General features: G+C 63.4%; 27 protein-coding genes and 1 pseudogene. 22 read left to right on the forward strand and 6 right to left on the reverse strand.

Annotated features, from left to right (window positions below; all coding sequences use genetic code 11):
• Positions 1 to 12: 12 nt before the first annotated feature.
• From ACESNG_RS00550 to ACESNG_RS00575, 6 genes are all read right to left on the reverse strand, one after another.
• Complete coding sequence (locus ACESNG_RS00550) at positions 13 to 1080, reverse strand: hypothetical protein (RefSeq protein WP_373062389.1); 1068 nt, start codon at positions 1078 to 1080, stop codon at positions 13 to 15.
• Positions 1077 to 2348 carry a glycosyltransferase family 2 protein gene (locus ACESNG_RS00555; RefSeq protein ID WP_373062391.1) on the reverse strand — a complete coding sequence of 424 codons (1272 nt, stop codon included), beginning with the start codon at positions 2346 to 2348 and terminating at the stop codon, positions 1077 to 1079. Before ACESNG_RS00555 ends, ACESNG_RS00550 begins: the two co-directional genes overlap by 4 nt.
• Entirely contained in the window at positions 2345 to 3298 is a 954-nt protein-coding gene (locus tag ACESNG_RS00560; RefSeq protein WP_373062393.1) for a hypothetical protein, read from the reverse strand. The genes ACESNG_RS00555 and ACESNG_RS00560 overlap by 4 nt, the downstream gene beginning before the upstream one ends.
• Positions 3279 to 4061, reverse strand: a complete 783-nt coding sequence (locus ACESNG_RS00565; RefSeq protein ID WP_373062395.1) for a YaiO family outer membrane beta-barrel protein — start codon at positions 4059 to 4061, stop codon at positions 3279 to 3281. Before ACESNG_RS00565 ends, ACESNG_RS00560 begins: the two co-directional genes overlap by 20 nt.
• A 25-nt stretch (positions 4062 to 4086) precedes the next feature.
• On the reverse strand, positions 4087 to 5295 hold the full coding sequence (wecB, locus tag ACESNG_RS00570) for a non-hydrolyzing UDP-N-acetylglucosamine 2-epimerase (RefSeq protein WP_373062397.1): 1209 nt from the start codon (positions 5293 to 5295) through the stop codon (positions 4087 to 4089).
• 221 nt (positions 5296 to 5516) lie between these two features.
• Positions 5517 to 6479: a PEP-CTERM sorting domain-containing protein gene (locus tag ACESNG_RS00575; RefSeq protein WP_373067278.1), complete on the reverse strand. Its 963-nt coding sequence runs from the start codon at positions 6477 to 6479 to the stop codon at positions 5517 to 5519.
• A gap of 801 nt (positions 6480 to 7280) precedes the next feature.
• Here ACESNG_RS00575 and fusA point away from each other — a divergent pair.
• The 22 genes and pseudogenes from fusA to rpmD all read left to right on the forward strand — a co-directional run bounded on the left by fusA (position 7281) and on the right by rpmD (position 20313).
• Complete coding sequence (gene fusA / locus ACESNG_RS00580) at positions 7281 to 9401, forward strand: elongation factor G (RefSeq protein ID WP_373062401.1); 2121 nt, start codon at positions 7281 to 7283, stop codon at positions 9399 to 9401.
• A gap of 42 nt (positions 9402 to 9443) precedes the next feature.
• The gene (tuf, locus tag ACESNG_RS00585) at positions 9444 to 10643 is read left to right on the forward strand and encodes an elongation factor Tu (protein ID WP_373062403.1); all 1200 of its coding nucleotides are present in this window, start codon (positions 9444 to 9446) and stop codon (positions 10641 to 10643) included.
• A gap of 79 nt (positions 10644 to 10722) precedes the next feature.
• Positions 10723 to 11031, forward strand: a complete 309-nt coding sequence (gene rpsJ, locus ACESNG_RS00590) for a 30S ribosomal protein S10 (protein ID WP_171225342.1) — start codon at positions 10723 to 10725, stop codon at positions 11029 to 11031.
• Between the two features lie 124 nt (positions 11032 to 11155).
• On the forward strand, positions 11156 to 11839 hold the full coding sequence (rplC, locus tag ACESNG_RS00595; RefSeq protein ID WP_373062405.1) for a 50S ribosomal protein L3: 684 nt from the start codon (positions 11156 to 11158) through the stop codon (positions 11837 to 11839).
• 2 nt (positions 11840 to 11841) lie between these two features.
• Complete coding sequence (gene rplD / locus ACESNG_RS00600) at positions 11842 to 12483, forward strand: 50S ribosomal protein L4 (RefSeq protein WP_373062407.1); 642 nt, start codon at positions 11842 to 11844, stop codon at positions 12481 to 12483.
• A 3-nt stretch (positions 12484 to 12486) separates the two neighbouring features.
• Positions 12487 to 12774, forward strand: coding sequence for a 50S ribosomal protein L23 (locus tag ACESNG_RS00605; protein ID WP_373062409.1), 288 nt, complete (start codon positions 12487 to 12489; stop codon positions 12772 to 12774).
• Between the two features lie 5 nt (positions 12775 to 12779).
• Positions 12780 to 13610 carry a 50S ribosomal protein L2 gene (rplB, locus tag ACESNG_RS00610; RefSeq protein ID WP_373062411.1) on the forward strand — a complete coding sequence of 277 codons (831 nt, stop codon included), beginning with the start codon at positions 12780 to 12782 and terminating at the stop codon, positions 13608 to 13610.
• A 24-nt stretch (positions 13611 to 13634) separates the two neighbouring features.
• Entirely contained in the window at positions 13635 to 13934 is a 300-nt protein-coding gene (rpsS, locus tag ACESNG_RS00615) for a 30S ribosomal protein S19 (RefSeq protein WP_373062413.1), read from the forward strand.
• 3 nt (positions 13935 to 13937) lie between these two features.
• A complete protein-coding gene (gene rplV / locus ACESNG_RS00620; RefSeq protein ID WP_373062415.1) occupies positions 13938 to 14315 on the forward strand; it encodes a 50S ribosomal protein L22 in 378 nt (125 codons plus the stop codon).
• Positions 14315 to 14974 carry a 30S ribosomal protein S3 gene (rpsC, locus tag ACESNG_RS00625; RefSeq protein WP_373062417.1) on the forward strand — a complete coding sequence of 220 codons (660 nt, stop codon included), beginning with the start codon at positions 14315 to 14317 and terminating at the stop codon, positions 14972 to 14974. The genes rplV and rpsC overlap by 1 nt, the downstream gene beginning before the upstream one ends.
• Before the next feature lie 11 nt (positions 14975 to 14985).
• A complete protein-coding gene (gene rplP, locus ACESNG_RS00630; protein ID WP_171225334.1) occupies positions 14986 to 15408 on the forward strand; it encodes a 50S ribosomal protein L16 in 423 nt (140 codons plus the stop codon).
• Positions 15405 to 15608, forward strand: coding sequence for a 50S ribosomal protein L29 (gene rpmC, locus ACESNG_RS00635; RefSeq protein ID WP_309672956.1), 204 nt, complete (start codon positions 15405 to 15407; stop codon positions 15606 to 15608). Before rplP ends, rpmC begins: the two co-directional genes overlap by 4 nt.
• Before the next feature lie 14 nt (positions 15609 to 15622).
• Positions 15623 to 15919 carry a 30S ribosomal protein S17 gene (rpsQ, locus tag ACESNG_RS00640; RefSeq protein ID WP_373062419.1) on the forward strand — a complete coding sequence of 99 codons (297 nt, stop codon included), beginning with the start codon at positions 15623 to 15625 and terminating at the stop codon, positions 15917 to 15919.
• Positions 15920 to 15932: 13 nt separating this feature from the next.
• A complete protein-coding gene (rplN, locus tag ACESNG_RS00645) occupies positions 15933 to 16301 on the forward strand; it encodes a 50S ribosomal protein L14 (RefSeq protein WP_373062421.1) in 369 nt (122 codons plus the stop codon).
• Between the two features lie 85 nt (positions 16302 to 16386).
• The gene (gene rplX, locus ACESNG_RS00650) at positions 16387 to 16707 is read left to right on the forward strand and encodes a 50S ribosomal protein L24 (RefSeq protein WP_373062439.1); all 321 of its coding nucleotides are present in this window, start codon (positions 16387 to 16389) and stop codon (positions 16705 to 16707) included.
• Between the two features lie 200 nt (positions 16708 to 16907).
• On the forward strand, positions 16908 to 17516 hold the full coding sequence (rplE, locus tag ACESNG_RS00655) for a 50S ribosomal protein L5 (RefSeq protein ID WP_373062441.1): 609 nt from the start codon (positions 16908 to 16910) through the stop codon (positions 17514 to 17516).
• A 15-nt stretch (positions 17517 to 17531) separates the two neighbouring features.
• The gene (rpsN, locus tag ACESNG_RS00660; protein ID WP_373062423.1) at positions 17532 to 17837 is read left to right on the forward strand and encodes a 30S ribosomal protein S14; all 306 of its coding nucleotides are present in this window, start codon (positions 17532 to 17534) and stop codon (positions 17835 to 17837) included.
• 79 nt (positions 17838 to 17916) lie between these two features.
• On the forward strand, positions 17917 to 18318 hold the full coding sequence (gene rpsH / locus ACESNG_RS00665; protein WP_373062425.1) for a 30S ribosomal protein S8: 402 nt from the start codon (positions 17917 to 17919) through the stop codon (positions 18316 to 18318).
• A gap of 12 nt (positions 18319 to 18330) precedes the next feature.
• Positions 18331 to 18870 carry a 50S ribosomal protein L6 gene (gene rplF, locus ACESNG_RS00670; RefSeq protein WP_373062427.1) on the forward strand — a complete coding sequence of 180 codons (540 nt, stop codon included), beginning with the start codon at positions 18331 to 18333 and terminating at the stop codon, positions 18868 to 18870.
• Positions 18870 to 19226, forward strand: coding sequence for a 50S ribosomal protein L18 (rplR, locus tag ACESNG_RS00675; protein ID WP_171225328.1), 357 nt, complete (start codon positions 18870 to 18872; stop codon positions 19224 to 19226). The genes rplF and rplR overlap by 1 nt, the downstream gene beginning before the upstream one ends.
• 188 nt (positions 19227 to 19414) lie before the next feature.
• Positions 19415 to 20059, forward strand: a pseudogene (gene rpsE / locus ACESNG_RS00680) (30S ribosomal protein S5); the annotation flags it as partial.
• Positions 20059 to 20313 carry a 50S ribosomal protein L30 gene (gene rpmD / locus ACESNG_RS00685; protein ID WP_373062429.1) on the forward strand — a complete coding sequence of 85 codons (255 nt, stop codon included), beginning with the start codon at positions 20059 to 20061 and terminating at the stop codon, positions 20311 to 20313. The pseudogene rpsE and the gene rpmD, both read left to right, overlap by 1 nt.
• Positions 20314 to 20315 lie beyond the last annotated feature (2 nt).

Here is a 20315-nt window from a genome sequence, read left to right on the forward strand (position 1 = left end):
GCGTCTGTGCGGTTACGACGACGCGACCGTCAGCCCGCTGTCCGCCGCCATGACGGCCCCATATACCGTCGCCCCAGGCATCAGCCGCACGATCGGTGCGGTGACTGTGGTCATCTTCCCGGCCGCGCCTACGATCGCCGACTCGATCACGATCGCTTCTTCGGAGATGATCGGTCCGCTCACGCGCGACCCCGCCTCGATCGCGATGCGCCCACGCGCGGCACACGAACCGACTACCACCGTTCCCGCTTGAATCCGGATCTCGCGATGCGCTTTCATCGATCCCGTCACGCGGGCACCCTCGCGCACGACAATCGAACCGGTGGCGATGACCGACCCCACCAGTGCCGCGCCGGCCGGGATGATCAGGTCACCTGTCACGCGCCAGTAGCTCGGCCCCATCGACACCGACTGCTCCGGCACGAAACGCATGTACGCGCCCGTGGGCATCACCGGTGTCTCGAACGGCTCCTCACCACTCACGCGAACCACCCCTGCTTCCAGCCGGTCGAACGATACGTTCGTGGCCAGCATGATCGAGCGATCGGCCGTTGCGCGGCCAAGCAGGCACGTGCCCTCTTCCGCCTCGAGAATGCCGCGGGCGTGCACCCAACGCAGGATCGTGGAGTTGCGGCCGAGCAGTACATCGCGTTGGCCGAGCAGGGCGCGATACGTCACGCCCGCGCTCCCGCGCATGGTGAGCCGCGCCAGGCATTCGCTCTCGAGCACCGTGTTCTCCGGAAGAGGCTCGCCGTCCATGAGCACGACGACCTCGGTGATCGGCTTGCGCGACTCGGCTATGGGTTTGCCCTTCGAGTGGCAGCGCACCAGCGTACCGTCGGAGAGACGCGGCGGCACCATCGTACCCAGCAACCCTTCCTGTGTCGCGCGCTGTGTGAACGAATCGGCGAAGAAGGTGAGCCGGCCGGCGTCGTTCCCCACTGCGTTCAGCGGCGCGGCGTCACGCGGCCGGATCAGCTCCATCATTGCAGGAATGAGTGGCACAAACAGCCAGAGGAGCAACGCACCCAGCAACAGCGCGAAGTTGACGATAGGAGACAGGGACGTGAGATCCATCATGGCGTCCGCGTGGGGCGTGTCGCACGATGCCGCTCGGTTTTCTGCCATTGCACGGGTTGACCACGTAACCACGATGCCCGTGACATCGTCGCGCGTCCGACCGACAACGTGCTCACGAGAAAGCCAAGGAAGAGGAACGGGAGCATGCGAATCCGTTCGCGCGATCCGTCGAGCCGGCTGGCGGCCGCCACTTGGAAGAACGCCGCGAAGTTGCCGACGGTGTTGAACGACGAGATCGCGAGAATCGTGACGCGTCCCCAGCTTGGCGGATAGCCGGCATAGAAGAGCGTCACCGTGCATATCCAGCCCAGCAACAGCACGAGGGGCACGACGAATACGCCCAGCAACAGCACCCCGTCGAGCACCTGAAGGAAGGGCAGGTCGCGACGATTGCGAATCAGCGCGCCGACATAACGACGTAGCGCCTGATTGTGCCCCTTGGCCCAGCGCTTAATTTGCCGGATGCGCGACTCCCAGGTCTCCGGTACTTCTTCGTAGCACTCCGAGCGATTCTGGTACACCACGTCCCACCCGTTGATCACGAGTCGAAAGGTCAGGTCCGTGTCTTCGGCCAGTGAATCGACGTTCCATCCGCCCACCTGCGCGAGCGCCGCGCGACGCACACCACCTACGGTGCCGCCGTACTGTGGCACGAGCCGCAGGTTCATGCGCGCCTGCTGATCTACCTGATACCCACCGGCGCGCTCGAGATCGAGCAGTCGCGTGAGCAGGGACAGTCCCACGTTGAGCGGCACGACGCGTCCCATCACGGCACCGACTTCGGGGTCGAAGAACGGCGCCACCAGCTGCTTGAGTAATCGCACGCCGGGGATGTAGTCGGCGTCGAACACCAGTGCGATCTCGCCTCCGTGCTCGGCCATCGCATCAGCCAGTGCTGCCGCCTTGCCGGGTATGCCGTCGTCACGCAGGAACGGCAACACAAGTCCCGGATAGTTTTCCGCGTACTCGACCAGAATCACACGCGTGTCATCCACCGAGCGATCGTCGATCGGCACGATAGTGAGCCGGTCTTCGGGATAATCACAGGCGAGCAGTGCGTCGAGCGAATCGCGCACGACGCGCGATTCATTGTGCGCGGGAACGAACACCACCAGCGGCGGCCAGTTGGCCTGGATGACATCGACGAACGGCTGCCGATGGCGTCCAAAGAGCCGGTTGAGCGTGAAGAAGTAGTGGCGCAGCGTGTAGATCGCGAGCACGACGATGCAGAACCAGAGACCGATGTTCGCCGCCATGATGATACTCATGCGTCGGCTCCCGGGCGCGCGAGCGGATTCGTGATCGGCCCACCCATCGGCGGCGTACTGCGGCGCACCGCCGAGGGTGTGGGGCGCGGCCGCGTGACGGATCGCAAGGCCCCCTGCGGCAACACGGGCGGGCGACGATCGACGGAATCCAGCACGCCGCCGGAGCGCCAGCTCATACCCCATCCGTACAGCGAGATATACACGAACACGTCGAGGAGCACGCCGAACACGAGAAACAGCATCGGCATCGCGAGCAGCGATCCGCGATGGATGATCCAGGCATGCACGGCGGCCTGCAGTGGCAGCATGATCGCCAGGTGGCCCAACAGCAGCGACACCATGTAGACCTTCTGCCAGAGCAGAAAGTCGAAGATGTGAAACGTGAACGCCACGAGGAATGGCGCGAGTAGCAGAATCACCACACCGCACACCAGCAGCCCGGAGATGTAATCAGGGAGCGTGTACGAGAACGGCGGCGGGGCCAGCCAGAACCAGACCTGCGCGCTGAGCTGAATGACCGCCAACGCGCGCAGGAGATAGCCGAATGGCAACAGGCGTCCGCGCAGTGTGACACCGAGCAGAGCGAGCACGCCGATGAAGAGCCATCCCGTTTGCATGTCGCGCGCGGTTGGCCATCCCGCTTCGCTGGTATAGAACGGCACCGCGACCGCCAAGGGGCCAAGCTCCACAATGCGCGTCGACACGCCCCCCGGCAGGCCGAGTGGCGCGCGCGCGAACTCGAAGAAGGCGCGCCATCCATCCATCAACGGATCGAGCAGCACGAACATGGTCACGGCGAAGATCGCGGGAAGGACCACGAGATCGACGAGGAGCGTCCAGGAAATCTCCAGGCCGATCATCGCGCGATGCGGGGCGATACGGCCGCCGCGGAATCCCTTGTCGCGCAGTTGATCGATGCGCCGTGACGGCCTACCAGTAACGCGCGACACCGATGGTCACTCCGCTGCGCACGTAGAACGGATTGCGGTAGACGTCACCCTGCATGGTGAGCGCCCACGGACCCGAGACTTTCTCGCGCCAAGACAGTGAATACTCCTGCGACGCGAAACGCTGGAGTGTGGTGGTGCTGCTGACGATCTGCCACCCTTCGGTGCCGCCGATGGCGCGTACCGAGAAGCTGCGACGGGGCGACGGTGTGAGCACGGCCACACCGAACAGGCGGTGCGAGCGGATACTACCGGGGCGGCTGATGTTGTAGCGTACGCCCGTTTCGAGCAGCAGCGCACGCGGGGCGTACCACGCCAGCGAGGACGTCCCCGCGACGTCGTACAGCTCCGTTACCGACTTCACATACGACGCGCCCGCGGTGGCCTGCCACTGCTTCCGATCGCCGAACCGTACGCCAAGTGCTCCATCCACGCGCCCCTGCGGGAGAATCGATGCCCCACTTCCCACCGTGGCGCCAAGTGTGTGAAAGAAACGCGTAGACCAGTCGTGCCGGTGTGTCAGGCCGCCCTGAACGCCGCGCTCGCCGAAGGCCTCGAGCGCCAGTACTTCGGCGTAGTACGTATCGCGTGCTCCGGGCTTCACGCCGCGCAGGTACACCCCCGACCAGTCGCCGAAGTCATTGGAGACGCCCTGCCGGAACGTGTTGGCCTCGATCCACGCGCCGGGAAGACCGCCAGCGAGCGGCGCCTGCGCTTGCGTGGGCCGCGCGAGAGCACTCACGGAGACCAACAGCAGCGCGATCATACGGCGGCATCGTCGCGGCACGGAATTACAGGGCAAGCGCGAGGCGCTCCAACGTGGCGTTCACCTGGTCGTGGTCGAGACGACGCGGACCGCGCCGCTCGGCGGGGTGTCGCAGCAGCGTATCGATCACTTCGGCGATACGGAGTGACGCTTTGCCGTCACCGAACGGGTTGTGTCCCGACGAGCGCAATCGGTACAGTGCGTGGTCGGAGAGCAGAGCGGCCGTACGCGCGAGAATGGTGGTCGCGTCGGTGCCGACAAGTTCGCCGAAACCCGATTGCACGACTTCGGGGCGCTCGGTACAATCGCGGAGAATGAGAATCGGCTTGCCGAACGACGGCACCTCTTCCTGGATGCCACCGGAATCGGAGAGCACGAAGTACGAGCGGCGAATCACTTCGAGCAGATCGGGATACGGGAGCGGCTCGAGCAGGTGGATGCGCGCGTTGCCGGACAGTCTCCGATGTACCACATCGCGCACGCGCGGGTTGAGGTGCACGGGGAAGATGATGTCCACGTCGTCGTGCATGTGCACGATGGCCTCGAGCGCATCACAGATCGCTTCGAGATGATCGCCCAGCGATTCACGGCGATGCACCGTGGTGAGCAGCACCCGGCGCTCGCCCCACGGTACCGCGTTGAGGGCGGCGGTTTCGAACGTGTCCCGCGGTGGCACCATATGAATAGCGTCCACCACGGTGTTGCCGGTGACGAAGATGTCCCCTTCGGGAATCCCTTCGGACACGAGGTTGTTGCGCGCCTCGTCGGTCGGCGCGAAGTGGATGTTCGCGGTGCAGGTGGCGATGCGTCGGTTCACTTCTTCGGGGAAGGGGCTCGACAGGTCGAACGACCTCAGCCCGGCTTCGATGTGGCCGATCGGAATGCCTTGATAGAAGGCCGCCAGTGCGGCGGCCGTCACGGTGGAGGTGTCGCCTTGGACGAGCACAAAGGCCGGTTTTGTGTCGAGGAAGCAGTCGGTGAGCGCGGACAACGCACGCGCCGTGAATACGCCGAGGTTCTGTCCGTTCTGCATCAGCCCGAGGTCGACATCCGGTACAATCCCGAATACGTCGAGGGCCTGCTTGAGCATCTCGCGGTGCTGGGTGGTCGCGACGACCAGCGGTTCCAGGTGCTGGTGCTGCCGGAGCGCCGCGTAGACGGGCGCCATTTTGATGGCCTCCGGTCGGGTGCCGATCACGAGGCAGACACGATGCACTTGAGCGTACTGTGACATGCACGGCGGGGAAAGCGCGCAAGCGCGGTGGCGTTATTTCGACCCCGCGGCAGAACACCAGGGGCCCATTGAACGGACGAGCGCACGGTGGCGAGGTCACGCAGCCGGTCCGCGCGTCACAGAACACTTCGCCAAATGATTGCTACCAAACGACAAAGCGGGCGACCTGTTACAGCTCGGGCCGCCCGCTTGAAATTAATGTATTCGATGCCGCCGCGCCGTCAGTCCTTGGAACTCCTCCGGTTCCGTGAGCGGGACGCCACCCCAAGGGCGAGCAGCCCGGCGCCCATCAGCAGGTAGGTGGACGGCTCGGGGACCGTAGTCACATCAAAATTCGCGTTGATGACCTGCGTACCGCTGAAGGACATGCGGACGTTGTCCACCGCCCCGTCCCATGGTAGCGGCCACTGACTGCCCACGCCCACCGCGATGCCGATCACGTTGACGTCGGCACCGAAGAGGCACCCGTTTTCGCTGAACAGGCTGTTGGCGTTGGCGGCCGTGACGCCGCCCTGCCAGAAGCTTAGTTGCGCGTTGCAGCTCCCGGAGGCGCTGTAGCCCGGGTTCTGGCCGATATTGCCGATGTACCAATAGGCATCGTTCTGCATGTTGGTCTGCGCCACCCACGTGTTTACGGGCGTGTCGCCGTTGGGTGCGCCATGGGCCGCAAGCGCGTTCTGGTTATAGTAGCCTTCCCAGATGATCTCGCTGAAGATCGTCTGGCCGCCCCGGGTCTCGGCGAGTTGCAGCCGTACGACCGGTGTCTTGAAGCGCCAGTCGGCCGGGGTACCATCGGCGGCGCCCCAGCCGTCGATACCGGTACGGAACCAGTCGAACGAGAGTGACGACAGCTGGCGGAGGTTGCCGAAGCTCTGGCCTTGTGCAGCGTTCTGGTAATAGAAGGCCCAGTCCTGATATCCGGTGCTCGTGCTGCCGATCCCCGTGACACCGAGGCGCAGCGATCCGTTGCCCACGTTGCCGAAGCCACCGCTGCATGCGCCGGAGGCAGCAGTGCCGCACGGGAGGTCGGTCGTGACAGCCGCCGTCCCACTTCCTTGGATGGAGGGGGTCCAGTTGTTGCCGCCACCCTGAACCACGGTGCCACCATTCGAGACGACCTGCCCCTGCGCGGCGAGCGCAGCGGGGAACAGGATCGTCGCGAGCAGGATGTTGAAAGCTTTCATGTCGAACCTCGGGTGCTGCCTAGGGAAGAAGCGTACGGTAGCCATCACGGCGTCCTTTGCTGCATCCTCCGTACCAGAAACGAGCTCGGCCATACAAATGCCAGATACCGGCAGCGCGCGGAATGCGACAAGAGTTGTGTAACTCACTCGCGCACAACGTCTTACGTCGCGTTCCCTCTCACGGATCTGTTGTTCAAACAGATGTCCGACCGTATGGTTGAGTTTGGCACGGACGTCTGTAATGCTGCGGTGGCGACACGGTTAGGCTGGCTATTGTAGGACGATTGCGACAGATCGTTGGTGACGAATGACCGAATCGGAGAAACGGGTTTCCTTCCAAACGGGATGCCTCGTGTCCGGCACTGCCTGCGCGCCGCAGAATGGCAGTCGTGCGTGGCTTGACATCGCCTCATGGCTTCACCATGTTATGGGTCTCCCACGAAATGCCTGTATCGGTAGGCGTGAGAGAATCCGTCGGCGATCTGCGGCCGACACCTATGGGCCATCCCTCGGGATGGGGGCGGGATCAGTCTCTTCCCGCACGCTGTACCGGCTCTGGCGTCTGTGACGCTCTAGCGCCCCCGAAAAGCAACGCAGCCAATTCAACGTCGGTCAGGTAACAGGCAACTGTTGTCCCCGGCGCGCTTGGGTCCCCATTCGCGCACCAGCGGCGAATGCACCCGGCGGCAGCGGATGGATACCGGTCTCGCGCAAAGGCGAGGCGACAGGTCCAGCCGTTTTTTTGCTGGTCCACTTCTCGTCAAAGATTGGCGCCGCGTAAGCGAGTCGCCGCCGAAAACTATGCCGCGTACGACCCCGCTCGAGCACTATCGCAACATCGGCATCATGGCCCACATCGATGCCGGTAAGACCACGACCACTGAGCGCATTCTCTATTACACGGGGAAGTCGCACAAGATTGGAGAAGTCCATGACGGCGCAGCCACCATGGACTGGATGGAGCAGGAACAGGAGCGCGGCATCACGATCACGTCGGCCGCGACGACCTGCTTCTGGCAGCGCCACGGACAGAGTGACGCGAAGGGTGATGGCCCCGAATATCGCATCAACATCATCGATACCCCGGGTCACGTGGACTTCACCGTCGAAGTGCAGCGCTCGCTGCGCGTGCTCGATGGCGCGGTCACGCTCCTCGACTCTGTCGCCGGCGTCGAGCCGCAGACCGAAACGGTATGGCGTCAAGCTGATGGTTATGCCGTGCCGCGCATGATCTTCGCGAACAAGATGGATCGGGTCGGTGCGAACTTCGAGCGATGCGTCGCGATGATTCACGACCGGTTGTCGAAGAGCGCCCAGCCGCTCCAGCTGCCCGTGGGCTCGGGTGAGTTGTTTACCGGTCACCTCGACGTCATCGAACGCAAGCAGTACATCTTCGACGACTCGACGCTGGGCAAGACGTTCACGGTCACGGACATCCCGGCCGAGTTCCATGACGCCGTGGAAGCCGCGCGTCACAAGCTGATCGACACGGTCGTTGAATACGACGCCGAGTTGATGGAGAAGTACCTGGCCGGTGAAGAACTCACGGTGGACGAGATCCGCAGCGCTATCCGTACGGCGACGTGCGCGGGCAAGTTCATTCCGATTCTTTGCGGCGCCTCGTTCAAGAACAAGGGTGTGCAGGCGCTGCTCGATGCCGTCATCGATTTCCTGCCCGCGCCGCTCGACGTGCCCGCCATCAAGGGTCATCTCCCGCACAATGACGAAACGTTCGTCGAGTGCCCGGTGACCGACGATGCGCCGTTTGCCGGTCTGGCGTTCAAGATCGCCACCGATCCGTTCGTCGGAAAGCTGACGTTCTTCCGCTGCTACTCGGGCGTGCTGACGTCGGGCTCGTATGTCTACAACAGCACGAAGGACAAGCGTGAGCGTGTCGGTCGTCTGTTGCAGATGCACGCCAACAAGCGTGAAGAAATTCAGGAAGTCCGTTGCGGTGACATCGCCGCCGCGATCGGCTTGAGAGATACGCGCACCGGTGATACGATGTGCACCGAAGACGCGCCGATCATCCTCGAAGCGATGAAGTTCCCGGCCCCCGTTATCGACGTCGCCATCGAGCCGAAGACGAAGGCGGATCAGGACAAGCTGGCGATCGCCCTGCAGAAGCTGGCCGAAGAAGATCCGACGTTCCGCGTGCGCTCCGACCCGGAAACGGGCCAGACGATCATCGCCGGCATGGGTGAGCTACACCTCGAGATCATCGTCGATCGGATGCGGCGCGAGTTCAAAGTCGACGCGAACGTGGGTCGCCCGCAGGTGGCCTATCGCGAGACGATCAAGAAGCGCGTGGAAAAGATCGAAGGCAAGTTCATCCGCCAGTCGGGCGGTAAGGGTCAGTACGGCCATGTGGTCATCAACATGGAGCCGAGCGAGCCGGGTCAGGGCTTCGTGTTCGAAGACAAGGTCGTGGGTGGTGTGATTCCTCGCGAATTCATCGGCCCGACCGAAGCGGGTATCAAAGAAGCGCTGGAGACGGGTGTGCTCGCGGGTTACCCCGTGGTGGACATCAAGGTGCAGCTGGTGTACGGCTCGTACCACGATGTCGACTCGTCCGAAATGGCGTTCAAGATCGCTGGCTCGATGGCCTTCAAGGAAGCGGCGCGTCTTGCGAATCCGTGTCTCCTGGAGCCGGTGATGAAGGTCGAGGTTGTGTGCCCGGAAGCGTACATGGGCGACGTCCTCGGTGACCTGTCCTCGCGTCGCGGCAAGATCGGCGGCATGACACAGCGCGGCGAGGCGCAGGTAATCTCGGCAAGTGTTCCTCTCTCCGAGATGTTCGGTTACTCGACCAAACTGCGCAGCATGTCGCAGGGGCGAGCGGTCTACTCGATGGAGTTCGCGCTCTACGAGGAAGTGCCGAAGTCGAAGGCCGAAGAGATCATCAGCAAGGTGAAGGCGTAAGCCTCACCCACTCATTCACTACCCAATTACAAGAACCAGACCATGGGCAAGGCAAAGTTCGAGCGGAACAAGCCGCACGTGAACGTGGGAACGATCGGCCACGTCGACCACGGCAAGACGACGACGACGGCTGCTCTCACGAAGATCTCGGCGCAGAGCTTCGGCACGAAATACATCCCCTACGACGAAGTCGCCAAGGCGTCCGAGTCGCAGGGCCGTCGTGACTCCACCAAGATCATGACGATCGCGACGTCGCACGTCGAGTACGAGACGGCCAACCGTCACTACGCGCACGTCGACTGCCCGGGCCACGCCGACTACGTGAAGAACATGATCACGGGTGCTGCGCAGATGGACGGCGCGATCCTGGTCGTGTCCGCGGTCGACGGTCCGATGCCGCAAACGCGCGAGCACATCCTCCTGGCCCGCCAGGTGAACGTGCCCTCCGTCCTCGTCTTCCTGAACAAGTGCGACCTCGTCGATGACGAAGAGCTTCTCGACCTAGTCGAGCTCGAAGTCCGCGAGCTGCTGTCGAAGTACAACTATCCTGGTGACGATGCCCCGGTGATCCGTGGCTCGGCGATCAACGCCATCAACGGCGACCCGAAGTGGGTGGCCGAATTCATGAAGCTGTTCGAAGCGCTCGACTCGTACATTCCGCAGCCGATTCGCGAAGTCGACAAGCCGTTCCTCCTCCCGGTCGAAGACGTGTTCTCGATCACAGGTCGTGGTACGGTGGCGACGGGTCGTATCGAGCGCGGCATTGTGAAGGTCGGCGAGGAAGTGCAGGTCGTCGGCTACAACAGCGAGCGCAAGACGATCGTCACGGGCGTCGAAATGTTCCGCAAGCTGCTGGATGAAGGTCAGGCCGGTGACAACGTCGGTCTGCTCCTCCGCGGTATCGACAAGAAGGAAATCGAGCGCGGCATGGTGTTGGCCAAGCCGAATTCGATCAAGCCGCATACGAAGTTCCTGGCCGAGGTGTACGTCCTCACGAAGGAAGAGGGTGGCCGCCACACGCCGTTCTTCAAGGGCTACCGTCCGCAGTTCTACTTCCGCACGACGGACGTGACGGGCACCATCGAGCTTCCCGAAGGGATGGAGATGGTGATGCCGGGCGACAACATCCAGATGACGATCGAGCTGATTATCCCGATCGCGATGGAAGAGTCGATTCGCTTTGCCATCCGTGAGGGTGGTCGCACGGTCGGCGCCGGCGTCGTCACCAAGATCCTCGCCTAATCAGAAGCACCAGGTGGGCAGTGGCCGCTTCGCATGAATCGGTCGCTGCGTCCCGGGTGGTTCTCTACCAGGAATTCAGATGGCTGGCCGCATTCGTATTCGCCTCAAAGCTTTTGACCACGCCGTGATAGACCAGGCGTCGGCCGATATCGTCCGCACCGCTGAAAAGACGGGCGCGTCGGTGTCGGGCCCGATACCTCTTCCCACGAAAACGCAGCGTTGGACGGTTCTTCGCTCGCCGCACGTGGACAAGAAATCGCGCGAGCAGTTCGAACTGAAGACGCACAAGCGCGTGATCGACATTCTCGATTCGCGTCCCGGTACCGTGGACGCGCTGACGAAGCTCGATCTGCCCGCTGGCGTCGACGTCGAAATCAAGGTCGAGTAGTTCCCCGCAGGTGCAGGGTGCAGGTGCAGGGTGAGTACAGAGGGCATCGCATAGGGCGTTGTCCTCCTCAGTCCAACGGTGTGGATCGCAGGATCCCCCGCGACTCGTACGGAGCAGATTTTTCATGATCGGCATTATCGGCAAAAAGCTGGGGATGACCCAGCTGTTCAACGAGCAGGGGCAACAAGTGCCCTGCACCGTGGTGGAGGCCACGCCCAATCCCGTCGTGAAGGTGATGACGCAGGAGAAGGCGGGTTTTGCTGCGGTGGAGCTCGGCTACGGCGCGCAGCGCGTCGCACGCGAGAACAAGAAGGGTGAGCGCACACCGCGTGGACGTCGCGCGACGCAGGCGGAAATTGGACATGCGAAGAAGGCTGGGCTCGATGCCCCGCCGTCCGTGCTCCGCAGCTTCCGCCTCGACGACGCCCCGGGCAAGAGCCCTGAGGTCCCGACGTACACGGTGGGCGATATCATCACGGTCGGCATCTTTGCGCCTGGCGAGAAGGTGAAGGTCGAAGGCACCTCGAAGGGTCGTGGTTTCCAGGGCGTGGTGAAGCGCCATGGCTTCCATGGTGGACCGAACACGCACGGTAACACCAAGCACCGCAAGCCCGGCTCCATCGGCGCGGGTACGGACCCCTCGCGCGTCATCAAGGGCAAGAAGATGCCGGGCCAGTACGGCAATGTCCGTCACACGGTCATCGGCATTCGCATCGAGAAGATCGATGCTGAGCGCAACCTCATTTATCTGCGCGGCAGCGTGGCGGGGCCGACGAACGGCATCGTCTTCGTGCGGAAGCAGAGCTGATCATGACCACGGAAACTCAGACCTTTCAGGCGCCTGTGTACACGGCGCAGGGCAAGCAGGGCGGCACGCGTCAGCTTCCCGAAGGCATGTTCGACGGCACGGTGAATGTGCCGGTCATGCACCAGGCGGTGAAGGCGTTTCTCGCCAACCGTCGCCAGGGCACGGCCAAGACGAAGACGCGCGGTGAAGTGACCGGCGGTAACCAGAAGCCGTGGAAACAGAAGGGTACTGGTCGCGCCCGTCAGGGCTCGATCCGCGCACCGAACTGGCCGGGCGGTGGTACCGTGTTCGGTCCGCGGCCGCGGAGCTACACGCAGATCGTGCCGAAGCAGGTCCGTGCGCTGGCGCGCAAGAGCGCACTGAACGCCCGTGCCCGTGAGAACGCGGTTTTGCTGGTGGACGAGCTGAACTACAGCGCGCCCAGAACGAAGTCGATTCTCAGCCTGTTCGAATCGTTCGGCGTGACGGGGAAGAAGGTGCTGCTCCTCACCGACGGCGTGAAGCCGAACGTGTATCTGAGCGCCCGCAACCTCGCGCACGCGCACGTGATGCCGTTCAGCGATGTGAGCACGTATCACATCCTGTGGTCGGATGTCGTCGTGATCGAGTCGTCGGCACTTACCCAGTCTTCGGCGGAGGCGTAACCGATGGCGACGATTCACCGCACCATCATGCGTCCGATCATCACTGAGCGCAGTTCTGCTGCGTATCAGGATCGCGGCGAGTACACGTTCGAAGTGGCGCCCGACGCCAACAAGTATTCCATCAAGGCGGCCGTCGAGCAGCTGTTCGGCGTGAAGGTGACTGGCGTCTGGACGTCGAATGCGCGTGGCAAGTCGCGTCGCGTCGGCCAGTCGATCGGCCGCCGTCCACATACCAAGAAGGCAATTGTGACGCTGCGTGACGGCGACACGATTGCGATCTTCGAGGGCTGATTCGCATGGGTATTCGTCAGTTCAAGCCGGTCAGCAAAGGCTCGCGCTTCCGCTCGGTTTCGGATTTTGCCGAGATCACGCGTTCGACGCCTGAGAAGTCGCTGGTCGAGCCTCTCCCGAGGTCGGGTGGTCGCGACAATCACGGCCACATCTCCATGCGTCGTATCGGCGGTGGACACAAGCGGATGTACCGCGTCATCGATTTCAAGCGCAACAAGCACGGTATGCCGGCGGTTGTGAAGGAAATCGAGTACGATCCGAATCGGTCGGCGCGCATCGCGCTGGTCGAGTACACGGATGGCGAGAAGCGCTACATTCTGCATCCGAAGGGGCTCAAGCAGGGTGACACGATCGTGTCGGGCCCGGGGAGTGATTTCCGCGTCGGCAACGCGATGCCCTTGAAGGAAGTGCCGCTCGGTACGCAGGTGCACAACATCGAGCTGAAGATCGCCAAGGGCGGCCAGATGGCGCGCTCGGCGGGCACCTTTGCGCAAGTCGTGGCCAAGGAAGGCGAGTATGTGACGCTCCGTCTGGCCAGCACGGAAATGCGCTTGGTGCACGGCAACTGCACGGCGACGATCGGCGAAGTCGGCAACGCGTCGCACGAGCTGCAGTCGCACGGCAAGGCGGGTAAGAGCCGCTGGCTCGGCAAGCGTCCGAAGGTGCGTGGTGAAGTGATGAACCCGGTGGATCACCCGCACGGTGGACGGACGCGCGGCGGCCGGAACGTGGTCAGCCCGTGGGGCAAGCCCGAGGGCGTCAAGACGCGCAATAAGAAGAAGGCTTCCACGCGTCTCATCGTGCGCGGCCGCAAGCGCGGCCGGGCGACGCAGTAACCGCCAGGCGAATCGAGAACCTATATGTCCAGAAGCATCAAGAAGGGTCCGTTCGTCGCTGAGCGCCTCGAAGCCAAGGTGATCGCCATGAACGGCCGCAACGAGAAGAAGGTCGTCAAGACGTGGTCGCGGGCGAGCACGGTGCTGCCGGAGTTCGTCGGCCACACGTTCGCGGTGCACAACGGGAACAAGTTCATCCCGGTGTACGTGACGGAAAACATGGTCGGTCACAAGCTCGGTGAATTCTCGCCGACGCGTCTGTTCCGCGGTCACGCGGGACAGAAGATCGACGCGAAGAAGCCCGCTGGCAAAGGAGGCAAGTAATCCATGGCCAAGGCTTTGAAGACCGGTACTGAAGCCCGCGCGATTCAGCGCACGGCGCGTCAGTCGCCGTACAAGATGCGGCTGGTCATCGACCAGATCCGCGGTCAGCGCGTGAACGACGCGTTGGCGCTTCTCAAGTTCTCGAAGAAGGGTGCGGCCAAGCAGATCGAGAAGACGCTGGCCAGCGCCGTCGCGAACGCAGAGCAGGCGGCCCGTGCCGCCAACACGTCGCTGGACGTCGACGCGCTGGTGATCACGAAGGCTATCGTGAACGAGGGTCCGAAGCTGAAGCGTTGGATGCCGGCGGCCATGGGTCGTGCGACGCCGATGATCAAGCGGACGAGCCACATCGAGATCATCGTGGCGGAGGCGGTGCGCTAATGGGACAGAAGACTAATCCGATCGGGTTCCGCCTTGGTGTCACGAAGAACTGGCGTTCGACCTGGTACGCGAACAAAGAGATGCCGGCACTGCTGAAGGAAGACGCGCTGCTGCGGAAGTATCTGAAGGCTCGTCTCGAGAATGCGGCCATTTCGGACGTGACGATCGAGCGCAAGCCGGGCAAGGTGGTGGTGACGATTCACACCGGCCGTCCGGGCGTGGTGATCGGCAAGAAGGGCGCGGAAGTCGACAAGCTGCGTGACGAGCTGGGACAGCTCACGGGCAAGGAAGTCGGCATCAACGTCGAAGAGATCAAGCGTCCTGAGGTCGAGGCGCAACTGGTGGCCGACAACATCGCGGCCCAGCTCTCGCAGCGTATCTCGTTTCGTCGCGCCATGAAACGCGCGGTGCAGAGCGCGATGCGGATGGGCGCGCTGGGCATCAAGGTGAAGGCCGGTGGCCGTCTTGGCGGTGCCGAAATCGCGCGAACGGAAGGGTACATGGAAGGCCGGGTGCCCCTTCACACACTGCGCGCCGACATCAATTACGCCACGAGCACGGCGAAGACCACGTATGGCACCATTGGTGTCAAGGTGTGGATCTTCAAGGGTGAGATCGTGGAAGATCGTCGCGGCAAGACCTACTCGACCGGCAACTGAGGAGCTAAGAGATGCTGAGTCCGAAGCGGGTCAAGTTCCGCAAGATGTTCAAGGGCCGCATGACCGGGCTCGCGCACCGTGGGTCGGAGGTGTCGTTCGGCACCTTCGGGTTGCAGGCGCTGGAGCCGGCTTGGGTCACGAGCCGTCAGATCGAAGCGTGCCGCGTCGCGATGACGCGTCACATCAAGCGTGGCGGTAAGGTGTGGATCCGGATTTTCCCGGACAAGCCGATCACGAAGAAGCCGGCCGAAACGCGCATGGGTAAGGGCAAGGGATCGCCCGAAATGTGGGTGGCGGTGGTGAAGCCGGGCCGAGTGATGTTCGAGATCGAAGGTGTGACGCGGGAACTCGCCGAGACGGCGATGGGCCTGGCCGCCGCGAAGCTCGGCGTGAAGACCAAGTTCGTTGCCCGTGAGGAGGCGGTGACCGAATGAAGAGTGAAGAGATCCGCGCGCTCGCGGAAAACGACCTGGTGGCCCGTATCGCTGAACTCGAGGAGGAGCGTTTCCGCCTCAAGTTCCGGAGCGGCACCGAAGCGCTGGAAGAGCCGCTGCGGTTGCGCAGCATCCGCAGGGACATTGCGCGCCTCAAGACGGTGCAGCGCGAGCGTCAGCTCGCGACGCGTGGCCGCTAACCGGAATCCGATCGATGGCTGAGATGAATAACGCGAGCGCCACGCAGAATGGCGCCTCCGACCGGACCGCGCGCAAGCTGCGCACGGGGTTGGTCGTGAGCGATAAGATGGACAAGACGGTGGTGGTGCGCATCGACCGACGCATGCCTCACCCCCAGTATGGCAAGATGGTGACGCGGACCCGCAAGCTGAAAGCACACGACGAGGAGAACTCGGCGAAGCTCGGCGATCTGGTCCGTATCATGGAGACCCGGCCCTTGTCGAAGGACAAGCGGTGGCGCGTGGTCGAGATCGTCGAACGCGCGCGCTAAGGGGAATTAAACCATGATTCAGCAGGAATCGGTCGTGAAGGTCGCGGACAACAGTGGCGCCAAGCGTGCCCTGGTGATCCGTGTGTTGGGCGGCACGCGCCGTCGCTATGCAGGCCTGGGTGACCGGGTCATCGTGGCGGTGAAGGACGCGCTGCCGAACGGCACCGTAAAGAAGTCGGACGTGGCCAAGGCCGTGGTGGTTCGCACGGTCAAGGAAACGCGTCGCAAGGACGGCAGCTATATCCGTTTCGATGAGAATGCGGTCGTCATCATCAACGACAACGGCGAGCCCAAGGCCACCCGTATCTTCGGTCCCGTGGCGCGCGAGCTCCGTGAGAAGCGGTACATGAAGATTGTGTCGCTGGCGCCTGAGGTGATCTGAGATGCGTAAGAACGTGTACTACAAGACGGACCGTGGACAGCGCCTCGGCGCTGGCCGCCACGCGCTGAAGGCATCGCGCGAGGTCATCCACGTCAAGAAGGGTGATACCGTCCGCGTGATGCGCGGCGACGACAAGGGGAAAGAAGGGAAGGTCCTTCTGGTGTACCCCAAGACGGGCCGCATCAAAGTGGAAGGCATCAACATCGTGAAGAAGCACCGCAAGGCGCGTACGGCGGAAGAGACGAGCGGCATCATCGAGATGGCCGCGCCCTTCCACGCGTCGAACGTGATGTTGCTCGATTCGAAGACCGGCAAGCCGACGCGTACGAAGAAGCGCATCGACACGGACGGAACGAAGGAGCGCGTCGGCGTCAAGAGCGGTGAAGTAATCCCCCGCGCGCGCTGACCGGAGCATAGCAAATGGCGACCAAGGAAAAGGCCGGCGGAAAGGCCGGCGCGAAGGCAGGTGGCAAGGGTGCCGCGAAGGGCGGAGCCGGAGCCAAGGGTGGCGGCGCGGCCGCGAAGGGGAAGGGCGGCAAGGCGGGCAAGGCTGGACAGCCGCGCCAGGCCGTCGACTTCACCAAGCGCGACCACGCGGGTGCGGGGCTGCCGGTGGCGGCGCCGCGTCTGCAGGCGCATTACGTGAACGCCGTGCGCGCGGCTTTGGCCACGCAGTTCGGTTTCACGAACGGACACCAGATTCCGACGCTGTCGAAGATCGTGGTGAATTGTGGTGTCGGCGAAGCGGTGAAGCAGCCGAAGCTGCTCGACGTGGTGGTCGAGGAGCTGGCGCTGATCACGGGCCAGAAGCCGGTGCGGCGCAAGGCGAAGAAGTCGATCTCGAACTTCGGCCTGCGTGAAGGCCAGGAAATCGGTGCGTCGGTGACGCTCCGTGGCGCTAAGATGTGGGAGTTCCTCGACCGGTTCGTGTCGGTGGCCTGCCCGCGTATCCGCGACTTCCGCGGCCTCGGCACGAAGTCGTTCGACGGTCGTGGCAATTACACGATCGGCATCAAGGAGCAGATGATCTTCCCGGAGATCAACTACGACATGGTGGAGCAGATCCACGGCATGGACATCACATTCGTGACGACGGCGGAGAAGGATGCGCACGCAATGGCGCTCCTGCATCAGCTGGGCATGCCGTTCCGCGGCGACGACAAGCCGGTCATTCCCAAGGTGGCGCAGCCGGCGGCCTCCGCGGCCGCCGCCTAACCCGGAGACAACGACATGGCAAAAACGAGCAAGCTGGCCCGCAACGCGCAGCGCAAGGTCTTGGTGGCCCGATACGCCACCAAGCGCGCTGTCCTCAAGGCCATCATCCAGAATCCGAAGAGCACGGGCGAAGAGAAGCTCGAGGCCGTGAATGCGCTGCACAAGTTGCCGCGTGATTCATCGGCGACCCGCGTGCGTAACCGCTGCAACATGAGCGGCCGTCCGCGCGGGTTTCTCCGCCAATTCGGCCTCAGTCGCATCGCCCTCCGTGATATGGCCCTGAACGGCTTTATTCCCGGCGTGCGCAAGGCGAGTTGGTAGCAGGATCCGTTATTATTTCTTTTCACTTCCTACAGGTCCCCGGCGCGGCCGGCGGATACCCTAGGAGAACTCAGAGAGTATGAGCCTCAACGACCCTATTGCCGACATGCTGACGCGCATTCGCAACGCGTGTGCGTCCAAGCACCGCCGCGTCGACATGCCGTTGTCGAAGATGAAGATCGAGATCGCGCGGATCTTGAAGGAGAGCAACTTCATCCAGGATTACCGCACCGTCGAGAACGAAGACGGGAAGCCCCTGCTTCGGGTGATCCTCAAGTATGCGCACGGCGGACAGTCGGTCATCCGACAGACGAAGCGCGTGTCCACGCCCGGCCTTCGCAAATACGTTGGTGCGCAGGAGATCCCGCGGGTCCGGAACGGACTTGGCATTTCGATTCTCAGCACGTCGAAGGGCATCATGTCCGACCGTGAAGCGCGCTCCTCGAATACCGGGGGCGAGCTACTCGCCCTCATCTGGTAAGGAGACGCAACGATGTCACGTATCGGCAAGCGCCCCATCCCGGTTCCGGCCGGGGTCACGGTGGCGATCGACGGCAGCAAAGTGAGTGTGAAGGGTCCGAAGGGTGAGCTCACGCGTGTGCTCCCCGCGGACATGATCATCTCGCACGAAGGCAGCGAACTGCTCGTGAAGCGTCCGTCCGATGAAGAGCGCCACAAGGCGCTGCATGGACTGACGCGCACGCTGGTCGCGAACATGGTGGAAGGGGTCACGACGGGCTTCAGGAAAGTCCTCGAGATCACGGGTGTCGGCTACAAGGCCGAGATGAAGCCGTACGGCGCGTTGTTGTCGCTCGGCTTCTCGCACCAGATCGAATACAAGGCGCCGGACGGGGTGAAGATCAGCGCGACGAACCCGACGACGGTTGTGATCGAGGGCGCCAGCAAGGAACTCGTGGGCCAGAGTGCCGCCGAAATTCGCAGCTTCCGCAAACCCGAGCCGTACAAGGGCAAGGGCGTGAAGTATCAGGGTGAAGTTGTCCGGCGTAAGGCCGGTAAGGCGGGAGGCAAGTAATGGCCAAGATCGCGATCCCGCGTACGAACGCAGAGCGGCGTAAGCGTCGTCACCTGCGCGTGCGCAAGGCAGTGAGCGGGTCGGCGGAGCGTCCGCGTCTCGTGGTGTTCCGTTCGCTGAAGCACATCTATGCCCAGATCGTGGACGACGTCACGCAGCGCACGCTGATGACCGTTGGCGACGAAGGGATGAACGGCACGAAGTCGGAGCGTGCACTCGCCGTCGGCAAGCAGGTTGCTGAGAAGGCGAAGGCGGCCGGCATCGCGAAGGTCGTCTTCGACCGTGCCGGTTACCAGTATCACGGCCGCGTCAAGGCCGTGGCAGATGGCGCCCGAGAGGGCGGCCTGGAGTTCTGATCATGGCTAACGCAGCAGGAACCGGTGGCGCGCCTGGTGGCAGCGCCCGCAGTGGTGGTGGACCTGGCGGTCGTGGCCGTGGTGGCCCGGGCGGCGGTCGTGGTGGTCCGGGCGCCGGTCGTGGTGGTCCGGGTGCCGGTCGTGGTGGCCCTGGTGGCGGCGCGCCCGGTGGACGTGGCCGTGGCCCCGGTGGCGAAGGTGGACCGGGCGCGGGCCGTGACGGTCGTGGCCGCGATGGTGGCCGTGGTCCGTCGCAGGATCGCGAGCAGAGCGATCTGGTGGAAAACGTGATCGCGATCAATCGCGTCGCGAAGGTCGTGAAGGGTGGTCGTCGGTTCTCGTTCAACGCACTGGTCGCGGTGGGCGACGGACAGGGCAAGGTCGGTTTTGCCACCGGCAAGGCGAACGAAGTATCGGAAGCGGTGCGCAAGGCCGTCGAAGCCGCCCGTCGCAAGATGGTGCAGATTCCGCTGACCGGGTCGACGATCCCGCACGAAGTGGTCGGCAAGCATGGCGCCGGTAAGGTGCTCATGAAGCCGGCGGCGCCGGGTGCTGGTGTGATTGCTGGTGGTGCCGTGCGCGCGGTGCTCGAGTGCGCGGGCATCCACGACATTCTGACCAAGTCGCTGGGTTCCACCAATCCGCACAACATGGTGCTGGCGGCGCTCGACGGCCTGACGCACCTGATCACGGTCGAACAGGCTGCCAAGGAACGTGGTGTGGACGTGTCGCAGATCGGCTACCGGTCGCGCGCGAAGTCGCGCACCGAAGGTCATGATGTTCGCAAGGCGGCCGTGATCGGCGCCTCGCCCGAAGCCGCAGAGGTGGCATAATGCCGCGTACATTCGTATGGCATCCGTCGAAGGGTCCGGCGAAGACGCCGAAGCTCGAAGCGCCGGGTACCGGTAAGCTTCACATCAAGCAGGTGCGCAGCGCGATCGGCCATTCGTGGCGGATGCGTCGCACGCTCGAGGCACTCGGCCTTCGTCATCATCAGGCCAGCGTCGTGCAGCAGGATTCCGCCTCGCTGCGCGGCCAGCTCAAGCAGGTTCGTCACCTGGTTTTGGTGACTCCGGTGGAGGAGTAAGT

The sequence above is a fragment of the Gemmatimonas sp. genome, assembly GCF_041689975.1.
In the GTDB taxonomy this organism is placed as follows: domain Bacteria; phylum Gemmatimonadota; class Gemmatimonadetes; order Gemmatimonadales; family Gemmatimonadaceae; genus Gemmatimonas.